Source organism: Microbacterium sp. F51-2R, from assembly GCF_052180235.1.
Lineage (GTDB): Bacteria > Actinomycetota > Actinomycetes > Actinomycetales > Microbacteriaceae > Microbacterium.
Genome location: NZ_CP197470.1, coordinates 3,173,891 through 3,196,780 on the forward strand (window position 1 = coordinate 3,173,891; position 22,890 = coordinate 3,196,780).

Annotated in this window: 17 protein-coding genes; 14 read left to right on the plus strand and 3 right to left on the minus strand. The window is 70.2% G+C overall.

Annotated features, from left to right (window positions below):
• Positions 1-38 precede the first annotated feature (38 nt).
• From ACSBPH_RS13915 to ACSBPH_RS13965, 11 genes are all read left to right on the plus strand, one after another.
• A complete protein-coding gene (locus ACSBPH_RS13915) occupies positions 39-971 on the plus strand; it encodes a class I SAM-dependent methyltransferase (RefSeq protein WP_442574911.1) in 933 nt (310 codons plus the stop codon).
• A 253-nt stretch (positions 972-1,224) separates the two neighbouring features.
• Entirely contained in the window at positions 1,225-2,256 is a 1,032-nt protein-coding gene (locus ACSBPH_RS13920) for a LacI family DNA-binding transcriptional regulator (protein ID WP_442574912.1), read from the plus strand.
• Positions 2,257-2,281: 25 nt separating this feature from the next.
• Positions 2,282-3,565, plus strand: coding sequence for an extracellular solute-binding protein (locus ACSBPH_RS13925; protein ID WP_442574913.1), 1,284 nt, complete (start codon positions 2,282-2,284; stop codon positions 3,563-3,565).
• A 1-nt stretch (position 3,566) separates the two neighbouring features.
• A complete protein-coding gene (locus tag ACSBPH_RS13930) occupies positions 3,567-4,544 on the plus strand; it encodes a carbohydrate ABC transporter permease (RefSeq protein ID WP_442574914.1) in 978 nt (325 codons plus the stop codon).
• The gene (locus ACSBPH_RS13935; RefSeq protein ID WP_442574915.1) at positions 4,541-5,380 is read left to right on the plus strand and encodes a carbohydrate ABC transporter permease; all 840 of its coding nucleotides are present in this window, start codon (positions 4,541-4,543) and stop codon (positions 5,378-5,380) included. Before ACSBPH_RS13930 ends, ACSBPH_RS13935 begins: the two co-directional genes overlap by 4 nt.
• A gap of 2 nt (positions 5,381-5,382) precedes the next feature.
• Positions 5,383-6,459 carry a glycoside hydrolase family 130 protein gene (locus tag ACSBPH_RS13940; protein WP_442574916.1) on the plus strand — a complete coding sequence of 359 codons (1,077 nt, stop codon included), beginning with the start codon at positions 5,383-5,385 and terminating at the stop codon, positions 6,457-6,459.
• A 44-nt stretch (positions 6,460-6,503) separates the two neighbouring features.
• Entirely contained in the window at positions 6,504-8,540 is a 2,037-nt protein-coding gene (locus ACSBPH_RS13945) for a hypothetical protein (RefSeq protein WP_442574917.1), read from the plus strand.
• A gap of 308 nt (positions 8,541-8,848) precedes the next feature.
• Positions 8,849-10,408, plus strand: coding sequence for an AlkA N-terminal domain-containing protein (locus ACSBPH_RS13950; RefSeq protein ID WP_442577313.1), 1,560 nt, complete (start codon positions 8,849-8,851; stop codon positions 10,406-10,408).
• A complete protein-coding gene (locus tag ACSBPH_RS13955; RefSeq protein ID WP_442574918.1) occupies positions 10,405-10,923 on the plus strand; it encodes a methylated-DNA--[protein]-cysteine S-methyltransferase in 519 nt (172 codons plus the stop codon). The genes ACSBPH_RS13950 and ACSBPH_RS13955 overlap by 4 nt, the downstream gene beginning before the upstream one ends.
• 353 nt (positions 10,924-11,276) lie before the next feature.
• Positions 11,277-13,118 carry an ABC transporter ATP-binding protein gene (locus tag ACSBPH_RS13960; protein WP_442574919.1) on the plus strand — a complete coding sequence of 614 codons (1,842 nt, stop codon included), beginning with the start codon at positions 11,277-11,279 and terminating at the stop codon, positions 13,116-13,118.
• Complete coding sequence (locus ACSBPH_RS13965) at positions 13,115-14,932, plus strand: ABC transporter ATP-binding protein (RefSeq protein WP_442574920.1); 1,818 nt, start codon at positions 13,115-13,117, stop codon at positions 14,930-14,932. The genes ACSBPH_RS13960 and ACSBPH_RS13965 overlap by 4 nt, the downstream gene beginning before the upstream one ends.
• Positions 14,933-15,120: 188 nt before the next feature.
• Here ACSBPH_RS13965 and ACSBPH_RS13970 read toward each other — a convergent pair whose 3' ends face one another.
• On the minus strand, positions 15,121-15,573 hold the full coding sequence (locus tag ACSBPH_RS13970; protein WP_442574921.1) for a GNAT family N-acetyltransferase: 453 nt from the start codon (positions 15,571-15,573) through the stop codon (positions 15,121-15,123).
• A 134-nt stretch (positions 15,574-15,707) separates the two neighbouring features.
• Here ACSBPH_RS13970 and ACSBPH_RS13975 point away from each other — a divergent pair, with 134 nt between their 5' ends.
• Positions 15,708-17,927: an NADP-dependent isocitrate dehydrogenase gene (locus ACSBPH_RS13975; protein WP_442574922.1), complete on the plus strand. Its 2,220-nt coding sequence runs from the start codon at positions 15,708-15,710 to the stop codon at positions 17,925-17,927.
• A gap of 68 nt (positions 17,928-17,995) precedes the next feature.
• On the opposite strand, the gene ACSBPH_RS13980 is transcribed toward ACSBPH_RS13975, so the two are convergent.
• Together ACSBPH_RS13980 and ACSBPH_RS13985 are read right to left on the minus strand one after the other, a co-directional pair.
• On the minus strand, positions 17,996-19,498 hold the full coding sequence (locus tag ACSBPH_RS13980) for a L,D-transpeptidase family protein (protein ID WP_442574923.1): 1,503 nt from the start codon (positions 19,496-19,498) through the stop codon (positions 17,996-17,998).
• Between the two features lie 95 nt (positions 19,499-19,593).
• Positions 19,594-20,058, minus strand: coding sequence for a hypothetical protein (locus ACSBPH_RS13985; RefSeq protein WP_442574924.1), 465 nt, complete (start codon positions 20,056-20,058; stop codon positions 19,594-19,596).
• A gap of 159 nt (positions 20,059-20,217) precedes the next feature.
• Here ACSBPH_RS13985 and ACSBPH_RS13990 point away from each other — a divergent pair, with 159 nt between their 5' ends.
• Both ACSBPH_RS13990 and ACSBPH_RS13995 read left to right on the plus strand, forming a co-directional pair.
• Entirely contained in the window at positions 20,218-21,420 is a 1,203-nt protein-coding gene (locus tag ACSBPH_RS13990) for an ROK family transcriptional regulator (RefSeq protein ID WP_442574925.1), read from the plus strand.
• Positions 21,421-21,526: 106 nt separating this feature from the next.
• Positions 21,527-22,801, plus strand: coding sequence for an extracellular solute-binding protein (locus ACSBPH_RS13995; protein ID WP_442574926.1), 1,275 nt, complete (start codon positions 21,527-21,529; stop codon positions 22,799-22,801).
• The last annotated feature ends 89 nt before the right edge of the window (positions 22,802-22,890 follow it).

Below are 22,890 nucleotides of genomic sequence, written 5' to 3' on the forward strand. Positions count from 1 at the left end.
GTCGCCCCTATGCTGGCGGGACCGAGCGAGGAGGCAAGGTGGCGGCGCCCGAATCCGTAACACCCCTTGAGCATCGAGCGGTCGAGCAGGCTTTCTGGCTCAGCCCCGCGTCGTACTGGCAGCCCGAGCACGTCGTGACGTCGGCGTGGCTCACGCACGCGCCGTTCGCGTTCTGGCTCATCGACGTCTTGAGACCGTCGTCGATCACGGAGCTCGGCACCCACCTCGGGTTCTCGTGCTTCGTCTTCGCCGAGGCCGCGCAGCGGCTTGGGCTCGGCACGACGATCGCCGCGTGCGACAGCTGGGAGGGCGACGACCACGCCGGCTTCTACGGCGACGAGGTCTACGACGCCGTGCGGGCCGTCGTCGACCAGGACTACGCCGGCTCGGTGCGGATGGTCCGCGGCTACTTCGAGGATCTGCGGCCGCAGTTCGCCGAGGCATCCGTCGACCTCCTCCACATCGACGGACGTCACGGCTACGACGACGTCCGCGCCGACTACACGGCCTGGCGCTCCACGGTGCGAGGCGGCGGAGTGATCCTCTTCCACGACATCGCCGAGCACCAGGAGGGGTTCGGCGTGTGGCGGCTGTGGGACGAGCTGCGCATGGAGCATCCGACCTTCACGTTCGAGCACGGCCACGGCCTGGGAGTGCTGGGCGTCGGCGACGTGCGCGACGAACGGCTGCGCGCGCTCTTCGCCGCCGACGAGGAGACCGCCGAGCGCATCCGCGCCGACTACGTCCGGCTGGGCGAGGTCGTCGCCCGGCAGGGGAGGCTCGAGGCGATGCCCGCCGAGGTCGCGTCGCTCCACGACACTGTCGCGAACCTCAGCGCCGAGATCGATCGGCTCGCGGCGGCCGAGCGTGCGCTCAGCGACAAGCTCCGCGCCGTGCACACGAGCACGAGCTGGCGCGTCACGCGTCCGCTGCGCGCGGTCGGACGCCTGCGCCGCCGCCGCGGTCACTGACGTCGGGGCTTCGGCGCCGAGGTCGCTCGCGGTGACTGACGAGCGCCCGCACCGCCCGACGGCGCACTGACGCGCCCCCACGCGGATACCCGGATCCCCCGCCGGGTTGTTCGTCGACGGATGCCGCGCCCCGCGCGCGCGCTTATACCCCTGTCCGAGAGACCGCGCAAGTGGCTGGGCGCCCCTCGGCTGAACCGGTTTAGTACGGAATGAGACCGTCCTGAGAGGGGCGGACCGCACGAGGGAGTGATCGATGCCTCAGACGCCGCCGACGATCGCGGATGTCGCGCGTCGTGCGGGCGTGAGCAAGGGACTCGTCTCGTTCGCCCTCAACGATCGCCCTGGCGTCGCCTCCGAGACGCGTTCGCGCATCCTCGAGGCGGCGCGCGAGCTCGGCTGGACGCCGAGCCTCCAGGCCCGGTCGCTCAGCACGGGTCGCTCGTTCGCCTGCGGCCTCGTGATCGGGCGCAGCGCCGACGTCATCGCGGCCGACCCCTTCTTCCACTCGTTCATCGCGGGCCTGGAGGACGAGTTCGCCGTCTCCGGCCAGGTGCTCGTGCTCGCCGTCGCCACTCCCGGGCGGCAGGAGGAGGCGACGTATCGCCGGCTCGCCGCCGACAGGCGCGTCGACGGAGTCGTGCTCACCGACCTCCGTGCGCGCGACGAACGCGTCGCCCTCGTCCGCGAACTCGGGCTCTCCGCCGTGACACTCGGCGTGCCCGACGTCGAGAGCCCCCTGTCGTCCGTCTCGGTCGACGACGGGGCGGGCATCCACGCCGCCGTGAAGCACCTCGTCGATCTCGGTCATCGCCGCCTCACGCACATCGCGGGCCCCGATGCCATGCTGCACTCGCGCCGCCGCCGGCAGGCCTTCCATGCGGCGGCCTCGGCGGCGGGCGTCGACGGACGCAGCGTCGAGACCGACTTCAGCGCGGCCCAGGGCGCGGCGGCCACGGAGGCGATCCTCTCGAGCGCCGATGCGCCCACCGCCATCGTCTACTCGAACGACCACATGGCCGTCGCCGGCCTCGGGGTCGCACAGCGGCGCGGCATCGCGGTGCCGCGCGACCTGTCGATCACAGGCTTCGACGACACCGAACTCGGCAGATACCTGCACCCTGCACTCACGAGCGTCACGACCGACGCCCGTGCCTGGGGCAAGGTCACGGCGCGCACGCTCCTCGACGCCATCGGCGGCGCGGAGCCTGTGCGCCTCGACCTCCCCGCATCGACCCTCGCCATGCGCGACTCCACCGGACCCGCGCCGAACGATCAGAGCGGCTGAGCCGCCGAGAACAAGGAGTACGACAATGCGACGACGCATACTGACTCTCGCGGCGGTCGCCGCGGGGGCCCTCACCCTGAGCGCCTGCGCGGGTGGTGGGGGCAACGCCGGTCAAGGGATGGACAGCCACGGCGACATCACGATCTGGTACTCGAACAACGAGGCCGAGATCAGCTGGGGCAAGCAGATGGTCGAGGCGTGGAACGCCGACCACCCCAAGGAGAAGATCAAGGCGCAGGAGATCCCCGCGGGCAAGTCGAGCGAGGAGGTCATCGGAGCCGCCATCACGGCCGGCAACGCGCCGTGCCTCGTCTTCAACACCTCGCCGGCGGCAGTGCCCGGGTTCGAGAAGCAGGGCGGCCTCGTCGACCTGTCGAAGTTCAAGGACGGCGAGTCGTACATCACCGAGCGCAGCGGCAAGATCGCCGACCAGTATCGCTCGGCGGACGGCGACTTCTATCAGTTCCCATGGAAGAGCAACCCCGTGATGATCTTCTACAACAAGGCGCTCTTCCAGCAGGCGGGCCTCGACCCCGAGAACCCCAAGCTCTCGACCTACGACGAGTTCCTCGACACGGCGCGCACCATCTCGAAGTCGGGCGTCGCCCAGTACGCGATCAACCCGGCCCCCACGAGCGAGTTCTTCCAGTCGTGGTTCGACTTCTATCCGCTGTACGCGGCGCAGACGGGCGGCACGCAGCTGGTCGAGGACGGGAAGGCGACCTTCGACAGCGCGGACGGCAAGGCCGTCGCCGACTTCTGGCGCACGCTCTACGACGAGAAGCTCGCAGGCCGCGAGCAGTACCAGGGTGATGCCTTCGCCGACGGATACTCCGCCATGGCGATCGTCGGGCCGTGGGCCATCTCGGTCTACAAGGGCATCGACTGGGGCGCCGTGCCGGTTCCGACCGCGAAGGGCACCGACCCCGCCGACACGTGGACCTTCAGCGACGCGAAGAACGTCGGCATGTTCACCGCCTGCAAGAACAAGGGCACGGCGTGGGACGTCTTGAAGTTCGCCACCAGCGAGGAGCAGGACGGCAAGTGGCTCGAGGCGACCGGCCAGATGCCGCTGCGCCAGAACCTCACCGACACCTACCCGGACTACTTCTCGGCGAACCCGGCCTACACGCAGTTCGGCGACCAGGCGTCGCGCACGGTCGAGGTTCCGAACGTGCCGAATTCGGTGCAGATCTGGCAGGCGTTCCGTGACGGCTACTCGAAGTCCGTGATCTTCGGCGAGGAGGACACCTCGAAGTTCCTCAAGGATGCCGCCGCCAAGATCGACTCGCTGGCTTCAGGCAGCTGACATGACCGCCACAGTGGCGGGTCCGGACGGCCGTGCGGGGAAGAACCTCCCCGCCCGGCCGGGGCCGCCCGCAGAACAGGGACGTACGGGAAGACGCAGGCGCCGGTTCCTCGGCGAGCATCCGATCGGCATGCTCTTCTCGGCTCCATACGTGATCTTCGTCTCGATCGTCTTCGCCTATCCGATCATCTTCGCGGTGTGGATGTCGTTCCACGACTACTTCTTCGCCGCTCCGGGTGCGCAGGTCGATCGACCCTTCGTCGGCTTCGAGAACTACGCCCTGGTCCTCACCGACCCCAAGGTGTGGCAGTCGTTCTACAACGTCGGGGTCTTCCTGATCATCAACGTGCCGCTCACGGTGGTCATCTCCATCGTGCTCGCCACGGCGCTTGATCGGGTGGTCCACGCCAAGACGTTCTTCCGCGTCAGCTACTACGTGCCCTACGTGACAGCATCCGTCGCCGTCGTGGCGGTGTGGATCTTCCTCTTCTCCCACAACGGCCTCGTCAATCAGGTGCTGGGGCCGCTGGCCCCGCAGCCGTCGTGGCTGGTCAACTCGGCGCTCGCGATGCCCACCATCGCGTTCTTCGTGACGTGGAAGGGGATGGGCTTCTACATCCTGCTGTACCTCGCGGCGCTGCAGAACATTCCGAAGGAGCTCTACGAGTCCGTCTCGATGGACGGCGGAGGCCGGCTGCGGCAGTTCTTCAGCGTCACAGTTCCCGGAGTGCGGCCGGCGACCCTGCTCGTCGTCCTCCTGTCGACGATCACGGGGGCGAACCTCTTCACCGAGCCGTACCTGCTGACCGGCGGCGGCGGCCCGAACGGGGCATCGGCGACGCCCGTGCTCCTCATCTACCAGAAGGGCATCCAGCAGGGGAACCCGGATGTCGCGGCCGCCATCGGCGTCGTGCTCATCATCCTCGTTCTCATCCTCGCCCTCATCCAGCGCAAGCTCGTGGGAGGTGAGGAGTCGTGAAACGCGCTCTCGGAAGCAGGGTCGCACTCTACGTCGTGCTCTCGCTCGGCGCCGTGGCCTTTCTCTTCCCCTTCTATTACATGGTGATCGGATCGCTGCAGACCGACCCCGACCCGACGGTGGCGGGAGCATTCCCGAACCCCGCGAACATCAGCGTCGACAACTACGTCGCGATCAACGAGCGGATCAACCTGCTCACGGGCCTGGCCAACTCGGGGATCTTCACGATCGGCGTGATCCTCGGCACCGTCGTCTTCGGACTCCTCGCGGGGTACGCGCTCGCGGTGCTGCACTGGCGGGGGCGAGGCGCGATCTTCGCGCTCGCGCTCCTGGTGCAGGTCGTGCCGTTCCAGCTGCTCATGATCCCGCTGTACGTGATGATCGCGAGGGATTACGGCCTGTCCGACAACTACCTGGGGATGATCCTGCCGTTCTTCATCAACTCGACGGCCGTCGTCATCTTCCGGCAGTACTTCCTGCAGCTCCCGCGCGAGCTGTTCGACGCCGCCCGCATCGACGGCGCGGGGGAGCTGCGGCTCCTGTGGAACGTCGCCCTGCCGCTGGTGCGGCCGGCGCTGCTCACCGTCGTGCTGCTCACCTTCATCGGTCCGTGGAACGAGTTCCTCTGGCCGTTCCTCATCACGAAGGAGGCATCGATGCAGCCCCTGGCCGTCTCGCTCGCCAACTTCATCTCCAACATCGCGGCCTCCACCGCCAACCCGTTCGGAGCGATGCTCGCCGGAGCCGTCGTGCTCGCGGTGCCGGCTGTGCTGCTGTTCATCCTGTTCCAGCGCTGGTTCACCTCGAACGAGCTCGGATCGGGAGTGAAAGGATGACCATGCAAGATTCCACCGTCCCCTACCGCCTCACGCGCGTGGGCGTCGTCATGACGCCCGAGCCGGGCGAGCCCAACGAGGCCGAGGGGGTGCTCAATCCGGCCTCGGGCCGCGGCCCCGACGGCGAGCTCTACCTGCTGCCACGGCTCGTCGCGACCGGCAACGTCTCCCGCGTCGGCCTCGCACGCGTCGTCGTCGAGGACGGCGTGCCGGTCTCGGTCGAGCGCGAGGGCGTCGTCCTCGAGCCCGATCGCGGGTGGGAGCGCGGCATCGGCAACGCCGGCGTGGAGGACCCCCGCACGACCTTCATCGCCGCGCTCGGGCTGCACGTCATGACCTATGTCGCGTACGGACCGCTCGGTCCGCGCACGGCCGTGGCGGTCTCGACCGATCTGCGGGAGTGGATCCGCCTCGGGCCGGCCCTGTTCCGCTACGAGGACGCGCTCGACACCGATCTCAACCTGTTTCACAACAAGGACACGGTGTTCTTCCCCGAGCCGGTCACCGCGCCGGACGGCACCGAGTGCCTCGCGGTGCTGCACCGGCCGATGTGGGACCTGGGCGAGACGAAGCCCGGGCAGGGCGTGCAGCTGCCCGCGGGGATCGACGACCCGCGGCAGTCGATCTGGATCAGCTACGTCCCGCTCGAAGCCGTCCGCGCCGACATCGGCAATCTCGTGCTGTGGGAGCAGCACCGGTTCGTCGCGGGCCCCCGGTACGACTTCGAGGAGGTCAAGATCGGCGGCGGTCCTCCTCCTCGCCGCATCCCCGAGGGCTGGCTCATCCTGCACCACGGGGTGACGGGCGTCATCGACAGTGCGTTCTCGCAGCAGCAGAACGTCAACTACTCGGCAGGCGCCATGATCCTGGATGCCGCGGACCCCGGCCGTGTGCTCGCCCGCACGCCCGAGCCGCTGCTGAAGGCCGAGACGGAGGAGGAGCGCAGCGGCATCGTGCCGAACGTCGTCTTCCCCACCGCGATCGAGGAGATCGAGGGCCGCCTGTTCGTCTTCTACGGAATGGCCGATTCGAAGATCGGCGTCGCGCTCCTGGAGCGCACGGGCGACGACCGCCCCTGACACAGTGAGCGCCGCTCGCCCGGCGCATGAGAAAGGAAGAACCGATGGACATCTCCGCACGGCGAGGTGCGTGGGTCGCAGGTGCTGCGATCGCGTTGACGGTGGCGCTCACGGCGCCGCCGGCCTCGGCATCCGTCCCCGTCTCCGAACGGCCGACCGCGACGCTCGACGTCGCACCGCTCACCAATCTCGCGCATCTCGACTTCCTGCTCGATCAGGCCACGCCTCCGTCGGGCGTCGAGGGGCACACGACGTACCGGCTCGCCGAGGAGCCCACGCTCACGATGCCGTGGACGTATGCCGACGCCCGCCCGGGCGGCGCGTTCGAGCGCGTCGGGGGAGGCGGGCTCGACCCCGCGACGGGCTACTGGCGTCAGGGCGCGTACAACGCCGACGACATCGCGCGCGCGGCTGTCGTCTACCTCCGGCACTGGCAGCTGACGGGGGAGGACTCGAGCCGCGACAAGGCGTACGAGCTGCTCCGCTCGATCGCCTACCTTCAGACGACCGAGGGCCCTGACGCGGGCAATGTCGTGCTGTGGATGCAGGCCGACGGCACGCTCACGCCTTCCGCGGAGCCTGCCGAGCTTCCCGATCCGTCCGATTCCGGCCCGAGCTACTGGCTGGCGCGCACGATCTGGGCGCTCGGCGAGGGCTACGCGGCGTTCGCGGATGAGTCGCCGGACTTCGCCGCCTTCCTCGAAGACCGGCTGGGCCTGGCCGTCCAGGCGCTCGATCGTCAGGTGCTCTCCAAGTACGGGCAGTGGACGACGTCGGACGGCATGCGCGTGCCGGCATGGCTCATCGTCGATGGAGCGGATGCCTCGGCCGAGGCTGCTCTCGGACTCGCCGCGCGCGTCGAGGCGGAGCCTTCCGATGCGGCTGCGATCGATGCCCTCCGCAAGCTCGCCGAGGGCATCGCCGCGATGTCGGCGGGCGACGTGAGGTCGTGGCCGTACGGCGCGATCCTGCCGTGGGCGCAGTCGCGCAGCATGTGGCACGCGTGGTCGTCGCAGATGCCGGCCGCGCTGGCCGAGGCATCCGTCGCCCTCGGCGATGCGTCGCTGGCAGCCCCTGCCGTCCGCGATGCCGCCGTCTTCACGCCGACGCTGCTGACGGCGGGCGGTCCTGACAACGGCTGGTTCCCGAGCCCGACCGATCGCGTGCAGATCGCGTACGGCGCGGATTCGCGCGTGCAGTCGCTGCTCGCCGTCGCCGACGCCACGAAGTCCGACGGCTTCGCCGATCTCGCCGCGATGCAGGCCGCGTGGTTCTTCGGTGCCAACCGGTCGGGAGCCGTCATGTACGACCCCGCGACGGGCGTCACCTACGACGGACTGCAGGCCGACGGCACGGTCAATCGCAACAGCGGCGCCGAGAGCACGATCCACGGGCTGCTGACGATGATCGCCCTCGACGCCCGGCCCGCGCTCGCCGACCGGGCTCGCTCCGTGGCGACGGTGGCCGACCGGTCGGGCCTGCGCCTGGTCGAGGCGGAGTCGGCGCAGACCACCGGAACGGTCTTCACGCCCGACTCCTGGACGGGCGAGTCGAGCTGGTCGGGGAGCGCCCTGCGCCTCGCGGCGGGCCAGACCGCGACTTTCGACATCGGCACCGACGACACGTCGCGCTGGGTCGAGCCGGTCGTGTGGTCGATGCCGGGAGCCTCCAGCACGTCGCGTTGGACCTCGCACCACCGTCCGATCGGGACGCTGACCGAGAGCGGCTTCGAGCAGGGCATCTCGCCCGTGCCCGGAGTGCTGCTGCCGCGGCAGCTGTCGACGTGGGTCGCCGGCGACCGCTCGTCGCTCGACGTCGCGGTGCGCGAGGGGACGCTCACGATCGACACGCTCCTCGTGCGCCCGGTCGTGTCGCGTCTCGTGCTGACGGGAGACGGCGGACGCACCGAGCTCGTCCACTCGTCGGCCGCGTCCCCGCAGCCGATCGCCGTGGGAGACCACGACGGGTCGGCGACGGCCGCGATCTACGACGCGGAGGGCACGCTCGTCCGCAGCGTCGATTTCGACGGGTCGCGCACCATCGTGCTGCCGGTCGGCGGGTTCGCCATCGTGAAGGGCTGACTCTGCGGGGCGGGGCGGGGCGCCGGGGCCTGACCCGGGCGCCCCGCATGGTTGTTCGGCGCGGGGTGCCGGGTGGGTGAGCCGGGGTCTCGGCGCGGTGTGCGGGGTGGGTGGTCCGGGGGAGGTTCTCACCGGAGGGGAGGGCGATTCCGGCCGGGAACGCCCTCCCTTCCCCTGAGAACCTCCGCCGAGCGGAGGTCGGTGGTGCACCTCACCGATGGGGTTCAGGATGCCGCGACCGCGGTGTCCGATTTCCGCCAGCCGGTGTCGGTGGGGCGTGTCAGAGTGGACACGTGAGCATCCCGGCCATGACCTTCCACGAGCGGTACAGCGTGATCCGCTCGCGCGACCCGCGGTTCGACGGGCAGTTCGTCACCGCCGTGCGCTCCACGGGGATCTACTGCCGGCCGAGCTGCCCCGCGCGCACGCCGAAGGAGTCGAACGTCACCTTCTACGCGACGAGCGCCGCCGCCCACGAGGCCGGCTACCGCGCGTGCAAGCGCTGCCTTCCCGAGGCGGCACCCGGCTCGCCCGAATGGGATGTGCGCGGCGACACCTCGGCTCGCGCCATGCGGCTCATCGCCGACGGCGTGGTCGAGCGCGACGGAGTCCCGGGCCTCGCCCGCCGACTCGGCTACTCACCGCGCCACCTGACGCGCCTGCTCACCGCCGAGCTGGGCGCGGGTCCGCTCGCCCTCAGCCGCGCGCACCGCGCGCACACGGCCCGCATGCTCCTCGTCGGCACCGACCTGCCCGCCGCCGACGTCGCCTTCTCGGCCGGGTTCGCGAGCGTCCGCCAGTTCAACGAGACGGTGCGCGAGGTCTTCGGGATGCCGCCGCTCGAGCTCCGCGCGCGCCGCCGGCGTTCCGCGCACGCGGTCGGGCCGGTCAGCGCCGTCCCCGAGGCTCCCGGCTCCCTCGACCTCGTGCTGCCCCACCGCGGCCCGCTCGACGCCGCAGGGCTCTTCGCGTGGATGGCGGCGCGGGCGATCCCCGGCGTGGAGACCGCGACCGACCAGTCGTTCTCGCGCACCCTCCGCCTCGACGGCGGCCCGGCGTGGTTCGAGCTGCGCCTCGACGTCGCCGGCCACGTGCGGCTCCGCGCGCGGCTCACAGCCCTGCGCGACCTCCCCGCCGTCGTCGCCCGCGCCCGGCGTCTGTTCGACCTCGACGCCGACCCCATCGCCGTCGACGAGGCCCTCGCGCAGCACCGCGAGCTCGCGCCGCTCGTCGCGGGCCTCCCCGGCATCCGCGTCCCGGGCGCCGTCGACCCGCACGAGATGCTCGTGCGCGCGATGGTCGGCCAGCAGATCACGGTCTCGGCGGCGCGCACGGCGCTGACCACCCTCGCGCACGCGCTCGGCGAACGCGTCGACGGCTTCGGCGACGACGGTCTCCTCTTCCCGACCATGGCCGCGATCGCCGAGCGCGGGCACGAGGTGCTGCGCGGTCCGGCCGCGCGCACGCGTGCGCTGCTCGGCGCGGCGGCGGCGCTCGCCGACGGCAGCCTCACCCTCACGACCGGCGATGACGGGGCCGACCAGCGGGCGGCGCTCCTCGCGATGCCCGGTATCGGCCCCTGGACGGCCGACTACGTGCGCATGCGGGTGCTGGGCGACCCCGACGTCCTGCTCCCGGGCGACGTCGCCGCCCGCTCCGGGGCCGCCGCGGCGGGCATCCCGGCAGATCCGAACGGGCTCGTCTCCTGGGCCGGCCGGGCGGCGCCGTGGCGCAGCTACCTCATGGCGCACCTGTGGGCGGCGGCCGCGGCATCCCGTCCCGCCCGTTCCTCCGCGTCACCGCGCGTGCGTCGCGCCGCGACGAAGACCGACGTTCTCACCCCCATCCCGACCTCGGAGGACTCATGACCACCGCCACGATCCAGACGATCGACACCCCCGACGGCGCCTTCACGATCGTCGCCGACGAGCGGGGCCGCGTCCTCGCCTCCGGCTGGACGGCCGACCCGCAGGCGGCGATCGACCGCATCAGCCCGCGACTGCGTCCTTCCGCCGTGACAGCCGGAGAGACGGATGCCGCGGCCGCCGCCCGCGCCTACTACGACGGCGACATCTCGGCCATCGAGTCGGTCGAGGTCGCGCAGGGCGGCACCGAGATGCAGCTGGCCGGATGGCGGGCGCTGCGGGCGATCGCGCCCGGCGTCCCCCTCACCTACACGGAGTTCGCGGCGACGCTCGGCCAACCGAGCGCGGTGCGTGCCGCGGCATCCATCTGCGCCCGCAACGCCCCCGCCCTCTTCGTGCCGTGCCATCGCGTCCTGCGCTCCGACGGCAGTCTCGGCGGCTTCGCGTGGGGTCTCGACGTGAAACGCTCGCTCCTCGCCCGCGAAGCAGGAGAGCCCGCGCTCGCCACGATCGTCTGAATTCCGGGCCCTGCGCAGGAGCGGAGAAGAAACCCTTGCTTTCAGCGGACTCCCAGGTTTAGGCTGGAGGGCTGTCGCGCGGTCGCGCGGCATCCCACGATCCGAGGAGGAAGCCATGTCTCAGGCCGTCACCGCTAGCCAGCCGGTCGCCTTCCGCCTCATCCTCGGCACCTGGATCGGCAAGGCCCGCCCCGTCGGAGTCACGCAGCACTAGCCGTGTCCCGGGTCCGGCATAGCCGCAGGCCCGCGAGCGTTCCTCTTCGACAGGTCGGTCACTCCGGCCGCCGTGCGCCTGTGCGCCCTCTTTCGCTGTCCCGTCGCGATGTCGCGGCATCCGTCACCCCACAAGGATCATGACTTCCACCGCCCCCTCCACCCGCTTGTCCACTCCACGAGCGCTCGCGAGACTCATCCCCTTCGCGAAGCCCGTCATGCCCCGGCTCATTCTGGGCGCCGTCAGCGCGCTCCTGGCGAGCCTCGTCGCGCTCGCGATCCCGCTCGTGCTCGAGGCGTTCGTCGGCGAGAACGGCCCCATCGCATCGGGCGAGCTCGCCCCGATCCTGTGGGGGAGCGCCGTCGTGCTCGCCCTCGGGCTGGCCGAGGCCGGCCTCATCTGGCTGCGCCGCTGGTTCGTGCTGACGCCGGCGACGTCGGTCGAGTTCGACCTCCGCACCGGCTTCTACGAGCGGCTGCAGCGGCTTCCCGTCGCGTTCCACGATCGGTGGCAGTCGGGTCAGCTGCTCAGCCGCATGATGCAGGACCTCAGCGTCATCCGGCGCTGGGTCGCCTTCGGCCTGATCATGCTTCTCGTCAACATGCTGACGATCTTCGTCGGCTCGATCATCCTGTTCCGCTGGCACTGGGCGCTCGGCGCGACCTTCCTGCTGTGCTCCCTGCCCCTGTGGTACGCGGGCTACCGCTTCGAGAAGCGCTACGGCGCGCTGACGCGTCAGAGCCAGGATCAGGCCGGCGACCTCGCGACCGCCGTCGAGGAGAGCGTGCACGGCATCCGCGTGCTCAAGGCGTTCGGCCGCGGCAAGCACGCCCTCAGCAAGTTCGTGCGCCAGGCCGAGACCCTGCGCGAGACCGAGCTCGACAAGGCGCGCGCCGTCGGGCTCATCTGGTTCTGGCTCGTGCTGCTGCCCGACATCGCGTTCGCGCTGTGCCTCGCGGTCGGCATCATCCTCAACGCGACGGGCCAGCTGCAGGTGCAGGAGCTCTTCGCGTTCTTCGCCATGGCGACCGTGCTCCGGTGGCCCATGGAGTCGATCGGGTTCCTCTTCTCGTTCCTCCTCGACGCGCGCACGGCGACCGACCGCATCTTCGAGGTCTTCGACGAGCAGAACACGATCGTCGACCCCGAGAAGCCGGTCTCGATCACCGCGCCCCGCGGCGAACTGGTGTTCGACGACGTGCACTTCCGGTATCAGGATGCCCCGGCCGGCCGCCGCGACCTGCTCGACGGCATCGATCTCGTCCTCCGTCCGGGCGAGACGATGGCCCTCGTCGGGCTCACCGGTTCGGGCAAGACGACGCTCACGACGCTGCCGACCCGCCTGTACGACGTGACGGGCGGCCGCGTGATGCTCGACGGCGTCGACGTGCGCGACCTGACGCTTGCCGAGCTCCGGCGCCACATCTCCATGGCCTTCGAAGACGCGACGCTGTTCTCGGCGTCGGTGCGCGACAACGTGCTGCTCGGCCGCGAAGACCTCGAGCCCGGGAGCCCCGAAGCCGAGGCCGCCTTGACCGAAGCGCTCGCGGTGGCCCAGGCATCCTTCGTCTACGACCTCCCCGAGGGCGTCGACACGGTCATCGGCGAAGAGGGCATGTCGCTGTCGGGCGGCCAGCGCCAGCGGCTGGCGCTGGCACGCGCCGTCGCGGCCAAGCCCGCCGTGCTCGTGCTCGACGATCCGCTGTCGGCGCTCGACGTCGACACCGAGGCGCTCGTCGAGGAGGCGCTGCGCCACGTCCTGGCCGACACGACGGCGCTCGTCGTCGCGCACCGGCCCTCGACCGTCGCGCTCGCCGATCGCGTCGCGCTCCTCGAGCGGGGTCGTGTCACCGCGGTCGGCGCGCACTCCGAGCTCCTCCGCACGAGCGAGCACTACCGATACGTGATCTCGAGTCTCGAGATCGAGCAGGCCCGACTGAGGGGCCTCCAGCCCCAGGAAGCGACGGAGGTGGCACGGTGAGCAGCGCGACCGTCACCGGCACGAGCGGGGAGGACCGCTCGGACTACACACGCGAGGAGAGCCGGCAGATCCGGCGCCGCTCGCTGCGCCTGCTCGGCTCGCTCGTGAGCCCGCTGCGCTGGCAGCTCGTGCTCGCCGCAGCCGTGCTCGTCGTCTCGACGATCCTCCGCGTGCTCGGCCCCGCCTTGATCGCCTACGGCATCGACACGGCGCTGCCGGCGGTCGTGCAGGAGGCCGATTGGATGCCGACGGTCATGGTCGTCGCCGTCTACCTCGCCTCGGCGCTCGGCGGTGCCGGCCTCATCGGCTGGTACGTCGTGGTGGCCGCGCGCCTCACGCAGGCGGTCATGCTGGCGCTGCGCAAGCGCATCTTCCTGCACACGCAGCGGCTGAGCCTGGAGTTCCACGAGTCGTACACGTCGGGCCGCATCATCTCGCGGCAGACGAGCGACCTCGACTCGATCCGCGAGCTCCTCGACGGCGGTCTCAACGAGCTGGTCTCGGGCCTCCTGTACGGCGGGTTCACGCTCGTCGCGCTCCTGCTCCTCGACTGGCAGTCGGGCGTCATCCTCCTCGTCATGGGCATCCCGATGCTCCTGCTCATGCGCTGGTTCTACACGCGCTCGCAGCTGGCCTACCGCCAGTCGCGCGTGGTCAGCGCCAGGGTCATCGTGCAGTTCGTCGAGACGATGACCGGCATCCGCGCGGTCAAGGCCTTCCGCAAGGAGCCGCGCAACGACGACGAGTTCGGCGAGCTCGCGAGCCAGTACCGCGACGTCAACCTCCGCTCGATCCGCATCTTCGGCACGTTCGAGCCGGGCCTCATCGCCGTCTCGGCCCTCTCGCTCGCGCTCGTCGTGCTGTGGGGCGGCTTCCGGGTCTCGACGGGCGCGCTCGAGGTCGGCGTGCTCCTGGCGGCCGTCCTGTACGTCCGCAACTTCTTCTCGCCGATGCAGGAGGTCGCGTTCTTCCTGAACTCGTACCAGTCTGCGACGGCGGCGCTGGAGAAGGTGTCGGGCGTGCTCGAGGAGGAGCCGACGGTGCCCGATCCGGTCGACCCGGTCGACCTGTGGACGGCGCGCGGCCATGTGAGCTTCGACGACGTGACCTTCGGGTACACGAAGGACCGCAGCATCCTGCCGCACTTCTCGCTCGACATCCCCGCCGGTCAGACCATCGCGCTCGTCGGCACGACGGGTGCCGGCAAGTCGACGCTCGCCAAGCTCGTCTCGCGGTTCTACGACCCCACTCAGGGCCGGGTGACGCTCGACGGCATCGACCTGCGCTCGCTGCACCCGAAAGACCTCCGCCGCGCGATCGTCATGGTCACGCAGGAGGCGTACCTGTTCAGCGGGTCGGTCGCCGACAACATCGCGCTCGGAAAGCCCGACGCGACGCTTGCCGAGATCAAGGCCGCAGCCGCAGCGGTGGGCGCCGACGAATTCATCGAAGACCTGCCCGACGGCTACGGCACCGACGTCAACAAGCGCGGCGGGCGCGTCTCGGCCGGGCAGCGTCAGCTGATCTCGTTCGCGCGCGCCTTCCTCGCCGACCCCGCCGTGCTGATCCTCGACGAGGCGACGGCCTCGCTCGACATCCCGAGCGAGCGGCTCATCCAGGACGCGCTGCAGACGCTGCTGGCCGACCGCACGGCGATCATCATCGCGCACCGGCTCTCGACGGTCGCGATCGCCGATCGCGTCCTCGTCATGGAGCACGGCCGGATCATCGAGGACGACGCGCCCGAGAACCTCATCGGCGGCACGGGCAAGTTCGCCCAGCTGCACGCCGCCTGGCGCGAGTCGCTCGTCTAGGACTGCCGGGAGCGGACGGATGCCGCGGCCCGCCCGGGCCGCGGCATTCGTCCTCGCGCCCTCCACCGGACGCGCGCCGCGCCGCAACGTCGGAGATCACCACAATGTCGGAGGAATCCGCGCCGGATCATCCGACGACGTGGCGATCTCCGACGTAACGGCCCGCGTCCGGGCAGGCGCCGGAAAGATCAGAAGCGGACCTCGGCGATGACCTCGCCGTACTCGGTCTCGCCGACGGGCGTGAAGCCGACGCGGCGGAAGAACGCCTCGGGGCCGCCCTCGCCGGGCTCGTAGATGACGTCGACGTGGTCCTTGCCGCGTCGACGGGCCTCTTCGAGGAGCTCGTCGACGGCGAACCTGCCCACACCGCGGCCCTGGTCGTCCGCGTCGACGTTGATCCGCCAGAGGACCGACCGGAAGTATTCCTCGGGCGCCTCGTCGTCGAAATTGGCGCTCACGAACCCGACGACCTCATCGCCGTCGAGCACGACGCGCTGCCAGGCCGTCGCGGGATTGGCGACCGCGCCCGCCACGGCGTACGAGACCGGTGCGAGGAACTGCTCCTGCCCCGGCTTGAGGGACAGATTGTTCACCGCCACGATCGTGCTCGCCGACAGTTCCACCAGTCGCAGGTCGCCCATAGACCACAGGCTAGCCGCAAGACGCCCGATCCAGCACGCCCGAGTCGTCGCGTGACGAGGAGGATATCTTGACGTCAAGATACTTTGGCGGTCTGCGATAGGCTGGGACGGCGACCCGAACGGAGACGACTCAGGTGACCGAATCCACCATCATCTACACCCACACCGACGAGGCTCCGGCACTCGCGACGGCCTCTTTCCTGCCGATCATCCAGGCGGTGACGCGCCAGGCCGGCGTCGATGTCGAGACGCGCGACATCTCGCTCTCGGGCCGGATCCTCGCGGCCTTCCCGCAGAAGCTCACGCCCGAGCAGCAGGTCGGCGACGCCCTCGCCGAGCTCGGCGGCCTCGCGACGCTCCCCGAGGCGAACATCATCAAGCTGCCCAACATCTCCGCGTCGATCCCGCAGCTCAAGGCCGCGATCGCCGAGCTGCAGAGCCAGGGCTACGACATCCCCGACTACCCGGACGAGGCGTCCACTGTCGAGGAGAAAGACGTCCGCGCGCGCTACGACCGCATCAAGGGGTCGGCCGTCAATCCGGTGCTGCGCGAGGGCAACAGCGACCGCCGTGCGCCGCTGGCCGTCAAGGGCTACGCCCGCAAGCACCCGCACCGCAACAGGCCCTTCGCCGAGGGGTCGAAGACGCGCGTCGCCACGCTCGGCCACGACGACTTCAAGTCCAACGAGAAGACGACGATCATCCCCTCCGATGACGTCCTCACCATCCAGCATGTCGCGGCCGACGGCACGACGACGCCGCTCAAGACGGGACTGAAGGTCCTGCCGGACGAGATCGTGGATGCCACGTTCCTCTCCGCCGCTGCGCTGGACGCGTTCCTCGCCGAGACGCTCGAGACGGCCAAGGCCGACGACGTCCTGTACTCGGTGCATCTCAAGGCCACGATGATGAAGGTCAGCGACCCGATCATCTTCGGCCACGTCGTGAAGGCCTACTTCGCCGACGTCTTCGACCGCTACGGCGACAAGATCGCCGAGGCGGGCCTCACCGCCAACGACGGCCTCGGCGCGATCCTCGCGGGCCTCGGCGGCATCGAGGGCGGCGACGAGATCGCCGCCGCCATCGCGGCCGATCTCGCGAACGGCCCGCGCCTGTCGTACGTCAACTCCGACAAGGGCATCACGAACCTGCACGTCCCGTCGGACGTGATCGTGGATGCCTCGATGCCCGCGCTCATCCGCAACGGCGGCAAGCTGTGGGGCGCCGACGGGGGAGAGGCCGACACGCTCGCCGTCATCCCCGACTCGTCCTACGCCTCGGTGTACCAGACGACGATCGACGACGTCATCGCGCACGGGCCGCTCGACCCCGCGACCATCGGCACCGTCCCCAACGTCGGTCTCATGGCCCAGGCCGCCGAGGAGTACGGCAGCCACGACAAGACGTTCGAGATCGAGGCATCCGGCACCGTCCAGATCGTCAACAGCGCCGGCGACGTGCTCATCGAGCACAGCGTCGAGCCGGGCGACATCTGGCGCGCGATGCAGACGAAGGACGTCGCGGTGCGCGACTGGGTGAAGCTCGCCGTGACGCGTGCGCGCGCGACCGGAGCCCCCGCGGTCTTCTGGCTCGACGAGACCCGCTCGCACGACGCCGCGCTCATCGGCAAGGTGCGCGAGTACCTCGCCGACCACGACACCGAAGGCCTCACGATCAAGATCCTGGCGCCGGCCGAGGCGACGCAGTACTCGCTCGACCGCCTCCGCAAGGGGGAGGACACGATCTCGGTCACGGGCAACGTCCTGCGCGACTACCTCACCGACCTCTTCCCGATCCTCGAGGTGGGCACGTCGGCGAAGATGCTCAGCATCGTCCCGCTCCTCGCGGGCGGCGGCCTGTTCGAGACCGGCGCCGGCGGCTCGGCGCCCAAGCACGTGCAGCAGCTCCTCGCCGAGAACTACCTGCGCTGGGACTCGCTCGGCGAATTCTTCGCCCTCGCGGCCTCGCTCGAGCACCTCGCGAACTTCGCGGGCAACGTCAAGGCGCAGGTGCTCGCCGACACGCTGGATGCCGCCACCGGCACGTTCCTCGAGAACGACAAGTCGCCCGGTCGTGCGCTGGGCACGATCGACAACCGCGGCAGCCACTTCTACCTCGCGCTGTACTGGGTGCAGGAGCTCGCGAAGCAGCAGGCCGCGCCCGAGCTCGCCGAGGTGTTCGCGCCGGTGGCCGAGGTGCTCGCCGCGAACGAGCAGGCCATCGTCGCCGAGCTCCTCGCGGTGCAGGGGTCGCCCGTCGACATCGGCGGCTACTACCGTCCCGACCCCGAGCGGGTCGTCGAGGTCATGCGCCCGTCCCAGACCTTCAACGGGATCATCGACTCGCTGCGATAAGACCTGCAGACGAAGAAGAGCGGATGCCTCGGCATCCGCTCTTCTTCGTTCGGGAAGTCTCTGTCAGATCAGTTGTGGATCCAGACGTCGGTGCCGCTCGGCGCCCAGTTGTAGATCCACTGCGCACGCCACTCGGGCATGCCGACGCAGCCGTGGCTCATCGTGCGGCCGTAGTTGTTGTGCCAGTACACGCCGTGGAACGCCTGGCCGCCGTTGAAGTACATCGGCCACTTGACGTTCGGCGTCGAGTACGTCCCCGTGATGTTGCCGGCGGCGTCGCGGTTGTAGCCGTTCATCGTCTGCACCGTGGTCTTGTAGCCGATGTTGTAATGGCCGGTGTAGGTGGGGGTGTTGTTCGCGCCGCTCGAGATGAGCCAGGAGTCCACGACATTGCCGTTCTCCTTGACGTAGAGGCGCTGCTCGCTGAGGTCGACCTCGAGGAGGCGCGCGAGGCTCGTCGTCTTGAAGGCGACTTCGGTGACGGGGAGCGGGTAGGCCGCGTTGCCCGTGCCGATCTGCTCGGCGAAGGACTTGGCGATGCCGTCGGTCGCACCGAGCTCGCGCCCCACGACACCCTCGGTCGGGGTGCTGAGCACCTTGCCGGAGGAGTTGACGATCGTGGTCGAGTCGACCGGGGGACGGTTGACCGCCGCGGCGAGGCCGTCGACGCTCGGCTGGATGGCGTTGGGGTCGGCGGTGATCGTGAAGGTTCCGCGTTCGGCGGGCGTGACCGTGAGCCACGAGGCGAAGGTCGCGCGGTCGATCGGGACGGTGCGCTCCTCGCCGACGTAGAAGCCCGCCCGATCGAGCATGCCGTTGAGGATGCCGGCGGTCGCGTCCGCGACGCTCGTGGTGCCCTCGGCGGGAACCGCCGCGGCGGTCGCGGCGACTTCGACGGTGCCGGCGCCGGAGGCGAAGGCATCCGTCAGCGCCGTCTGCACCGAGGCGACGTCGATGCCCTGGCCGTCGACGGCGGGCGTCACGACGTAGGTCGCGCTCGCGGCGTCGAAGGCGATCGAGGCGTCGGTCGGGTCGGTGTACATCGAGGGGACCGCGGCGCGCAGCGCCTCAGAAGCTGTCGCGGGGTCGAGCTCGACGACGACATCGGCGGCGCCGGCGTTCCAGGTCGTCGGATTCCACGCCGGGTGGCTCGCGAAGGCCGCTTCGGCGAGGGCCTTGGCATCGACCTCGGCGCCGAGCTCGGCGCCGGTGACCTCTGCGCCGCCGCCCGAACCCGTGAGCACGACGGTGGTCGATGCGAGCTGCTTCTGCACGGCATCGGCAGCGGCGCCCGGGGTGAGGAACCCGACGGGCACGCCCGCGATCGAGGTGCCCGGCGCGATGAGGAACATCGAGGCGGCGCCGAGGCCCAGAACGACCGCGGCGACCGGGATCCCGATCCAGAGCCACAGTCGGCGCTTCTTCGGCGCGGGCTGCGCGGGAGCCCATTCGTATTCGCTGGGCGGTGTCTCGCCTGCGTCGCCGGACCGTGTCGCGACGTCGTCGATGACCGCGGTCTCGTCGTCGTCCGACGATCCCCCGGCGTCAGGCCTCGTGGCCAGATCGGTCATGCCATCAACCCCCCGGCTCCCGAACATGCCGTTCCATGCTACGGGATGGCATATTCCAAATGGGCAACGGTCCTATCACGGTCGTCTTCGCGCACTCACTCGGGCGCGCAGAGTTCCTGGAATCGAGCGGTCGTCTTCTGGAACTCGTCGCCGATGGCGGCCAGTTGGTCGAGCTTGGACACGTCCCCGTCGACGAGACTCTGCATGGTGTCGGCGGTCTTCTCGAACATCGCCTGGAGGTCGGGCAGGACGGCCGCGACCTCGGAGTTCGAGATGCGCGACGCTGCGTCCGACAGCTTCTGCGCCGCAGCCTTCATCGCGGCCACCACGTCGGCGGGATTCGCTGTGGCGGCAGAGGCGAACTCCGCGTTCGCCTCGTCGATCGTGTCCTGCACGAGCGCACACGCCGCAGCGACGGACTGGTCGCCGGTGGGTACCGCGGAGGCCGAGGCGGAGGGACGCGACGAGCTCGCGGGGTCGTCGGCGGGGGAGACGGTGCAGCCCGCGAGGGCGAGCACGGCGAGAGCGGAGAGGCAGATGGCGGCGGCTCGGCGATTCATGGTTCCTCCGCGCCCACAGTAGGCGACGGCATCCGTCGTTTGAAGAGGCACCGCGAGACCGACGGATGCCGCGCCGAAATGTAACGAGTTTGTAAACCCTCCGTCCAAACCGTTTCCAAGGCTTGCGTGCGCGTTTGTTCGTAAGGTCTACTAACAAACATGACTGCATCGGAAGTGCAGCGCGGCTCTTCCACCCTCGAGCCGCCGCACCCAGCCACCGCCGCCCCCGGACGCACCTTCGGGCCCGGGCGGGCGCTCCGCCAGGGCAGCAAGGTCCTGCCCGAGCACGCGCGCGGCCACAACCGGTCGCTGGTCATGCAGACGCTGTTCCACCAGGGCGCCATGAGCCGCGCCGACCTCTCCCGCGAGACGGGCCTCACCCGCGTCACGATCTCCGACCTCGTTGGCGAGCTCATCGCCGACGGCTTCGTCGCCGAGAAGGGCGTGCGCGAGGCATCCGGTCCCGGAAAGCCCGCCATGCTCGTCGACCTCGACCGTGACGGCCACCGCATCGTGGGGCTCGACCTCTCGGGCTCCGACGAGTTCATCGGCGCCGTCCTGACGCTCGACGGCGACATCGTCGCGCGCCGGCACATCCCCGTCCCGGGCGGTCATGAGGACGTCGTCGCCGCCGTCGTCGCGCTCGCCCGCGACCTCGTCGCCGACTCCCACGCGCCCGTGCTCGGCATCGGCGTGGGCACGCCGGGTGTCGTCGACGACCACGGCGTGATCCTGACGGCGCCCAACTTCCGCTGGGCCGGGTTCGACCTCGAGACGGCCCTCCGCGAGGCGCTGGATCTGCCTGTCCTCGTCGCGAACGACGCCAACGCCGCCGTGCTCGCCGAGTACACCTTCGGCGGCGCCGGCGACGACGTCCTCCTCGTCAAGGTCGGACGCGGTGTCGGCTCGGGCCTTCTCGCATCGGGGCAGCCGATGCGCGGCGCGCACTTCGCCGCGGGCGAGATCGGGCACGTCACCGTCGGCACCGACGGGGGCCCGGCGTGCGTGTGCGGCAAGGTCGGATGCCTCGAAGCCTGGCTCGCCGTGCCGCCGCTGACCGCCCGGCTCGCCGCGGCGCCCGATGAGGCGGCGCGCACCGGCATCCTGCGCGACGCGGGGGAGCGCCTGGGCATCGCCCTCGCCCCCGTCGTCGGCGTGCTGGACGTGTCGGAGATCGTGCTCTCCGGCCCTCCCGAACTTCTCGACGGACCCCTCGCTCAAGCGACCGTCGAGACCCTTCGCGCGCGGACGCTCGCCGAGTTCCACGACGGCGTCCGCGTGCGGATGACGGAGCAGGGCCAGGACATCGTCCTGCGCGGTGCGGCTGTCATGGTCCTGTCAGGACAACTGGGGGTGTCGTAGCACGGCCGCGCCGTGTTCCCGGGTCGCCCGGAACACCCGAACTTCCCCCCGGATGGGCCGCCCGGCCTCTCCGAACACCAAGAGAGAAACAACAAAGGAAGACACCATGAACAAGACGCTCGGAGCCGTCGCGCTCCTCGGCGCCTCGGCGCTCGTCCTCGCCGGCTGCTCCACGGGAGGCGATGCAGGCTCCAGCGGCAGCAGCGAGGGCGCGGAGATCCGCGTCTGGCTCGTCGGAACGGACACGCCGCAGGACGCGCGCGACTACCTCAAGAAGACGTTCGAGGACGAGAACCCGGGTTCGAAGCTGGTCATCGAAGAGCAGCAGTGGACCGGTCTCGTCGACAAGCTCACGACGAGCCTGTCGTCCAACGACAGCCCCGACATCGTCGAGATGGGCAACACCCAGGCGCCCGCCTTCACGTCGAGCGGAGCTCTCCTGAGCCTCGAGGACATCAAGAAGGAGCTCGGCGGCGACGACCTGCTCCCCGGCTTCGTCGAGGCCGGCTCGTGGGACGGCAAGCTCTACGCCGCTCCCTACTACTCGGGCGCACGCGTCGTGTTCTACAACACGTCGATGTACGACCAGGCCGGGGTCACCGTCCCGACGACGCTCGACGAGTACGTCTCGAACGGCACGACTCTCGCGCAGGCGCTCCCGGGTGTCTCGGGCGTCTACTTCCCGGGCAAGGACTGGTACAACGCGCTCCCCTTCATCTGGGAGAACGGCGGCGAGATCGCGGTCAAGAAGGGCGACAAGTGGGACGCCCAGCTCTCGGATGCCGCGTCCGTGAAGGGCCTCGAGCAGGTCCAGACGCTCATGACGCAGGCGTCGCTGGCGCCGAAGGACGGCGATGAGGCCGACGGCTGGGTGCCCTTCCGCACCGAGCAGGCCGCGACCTACTCGGCACCGAGCTGGGCCTACTGGTCGATCGTCGCCGACGAGGACAAGCAGCCCACCGCGGTCGCCGAGACCACGGGCTACTTCGCCCTCCCCGGCATGAAGTCGGGCTCGACGGCTCAGGTCTTCGCGGGCGGCTCGAACGTGGGCATCGCCGCGAAGTCGAAGAACCCCGACCTCGCCAAGAAGGCGCTCGAGATCATGCTGAGCGACGGCTACCAGACGATCCTCGCGAAGGCGGGCCTCGTTCCCGCGCTCACTTCGCTGGGCGACCAGGTCGCCGCCGCGACGCCCGAGCTCGCAAAGGTCATCGCCGCGGCCGCGGCCAACGCCAAGCTCACGCCGGCTTCGCCGAACTGGGCGGATGTCGAGGCCAAGGGCATCATGCAGGACCTGTTCGTCAACATCGCCAACGGCGGTGACGTCACGTCCCTCGCGAAGGACGCCGACACGCAGATCGAGGCCATCCTCAACGGCTGATGCCGCCATGACGGGGCGCCCTGCATGCGGGGCGCCCCGTCCCATGTCCGCAGGACCCCAGGTCCGACAGAATCCCCTTGAGAGGAGGC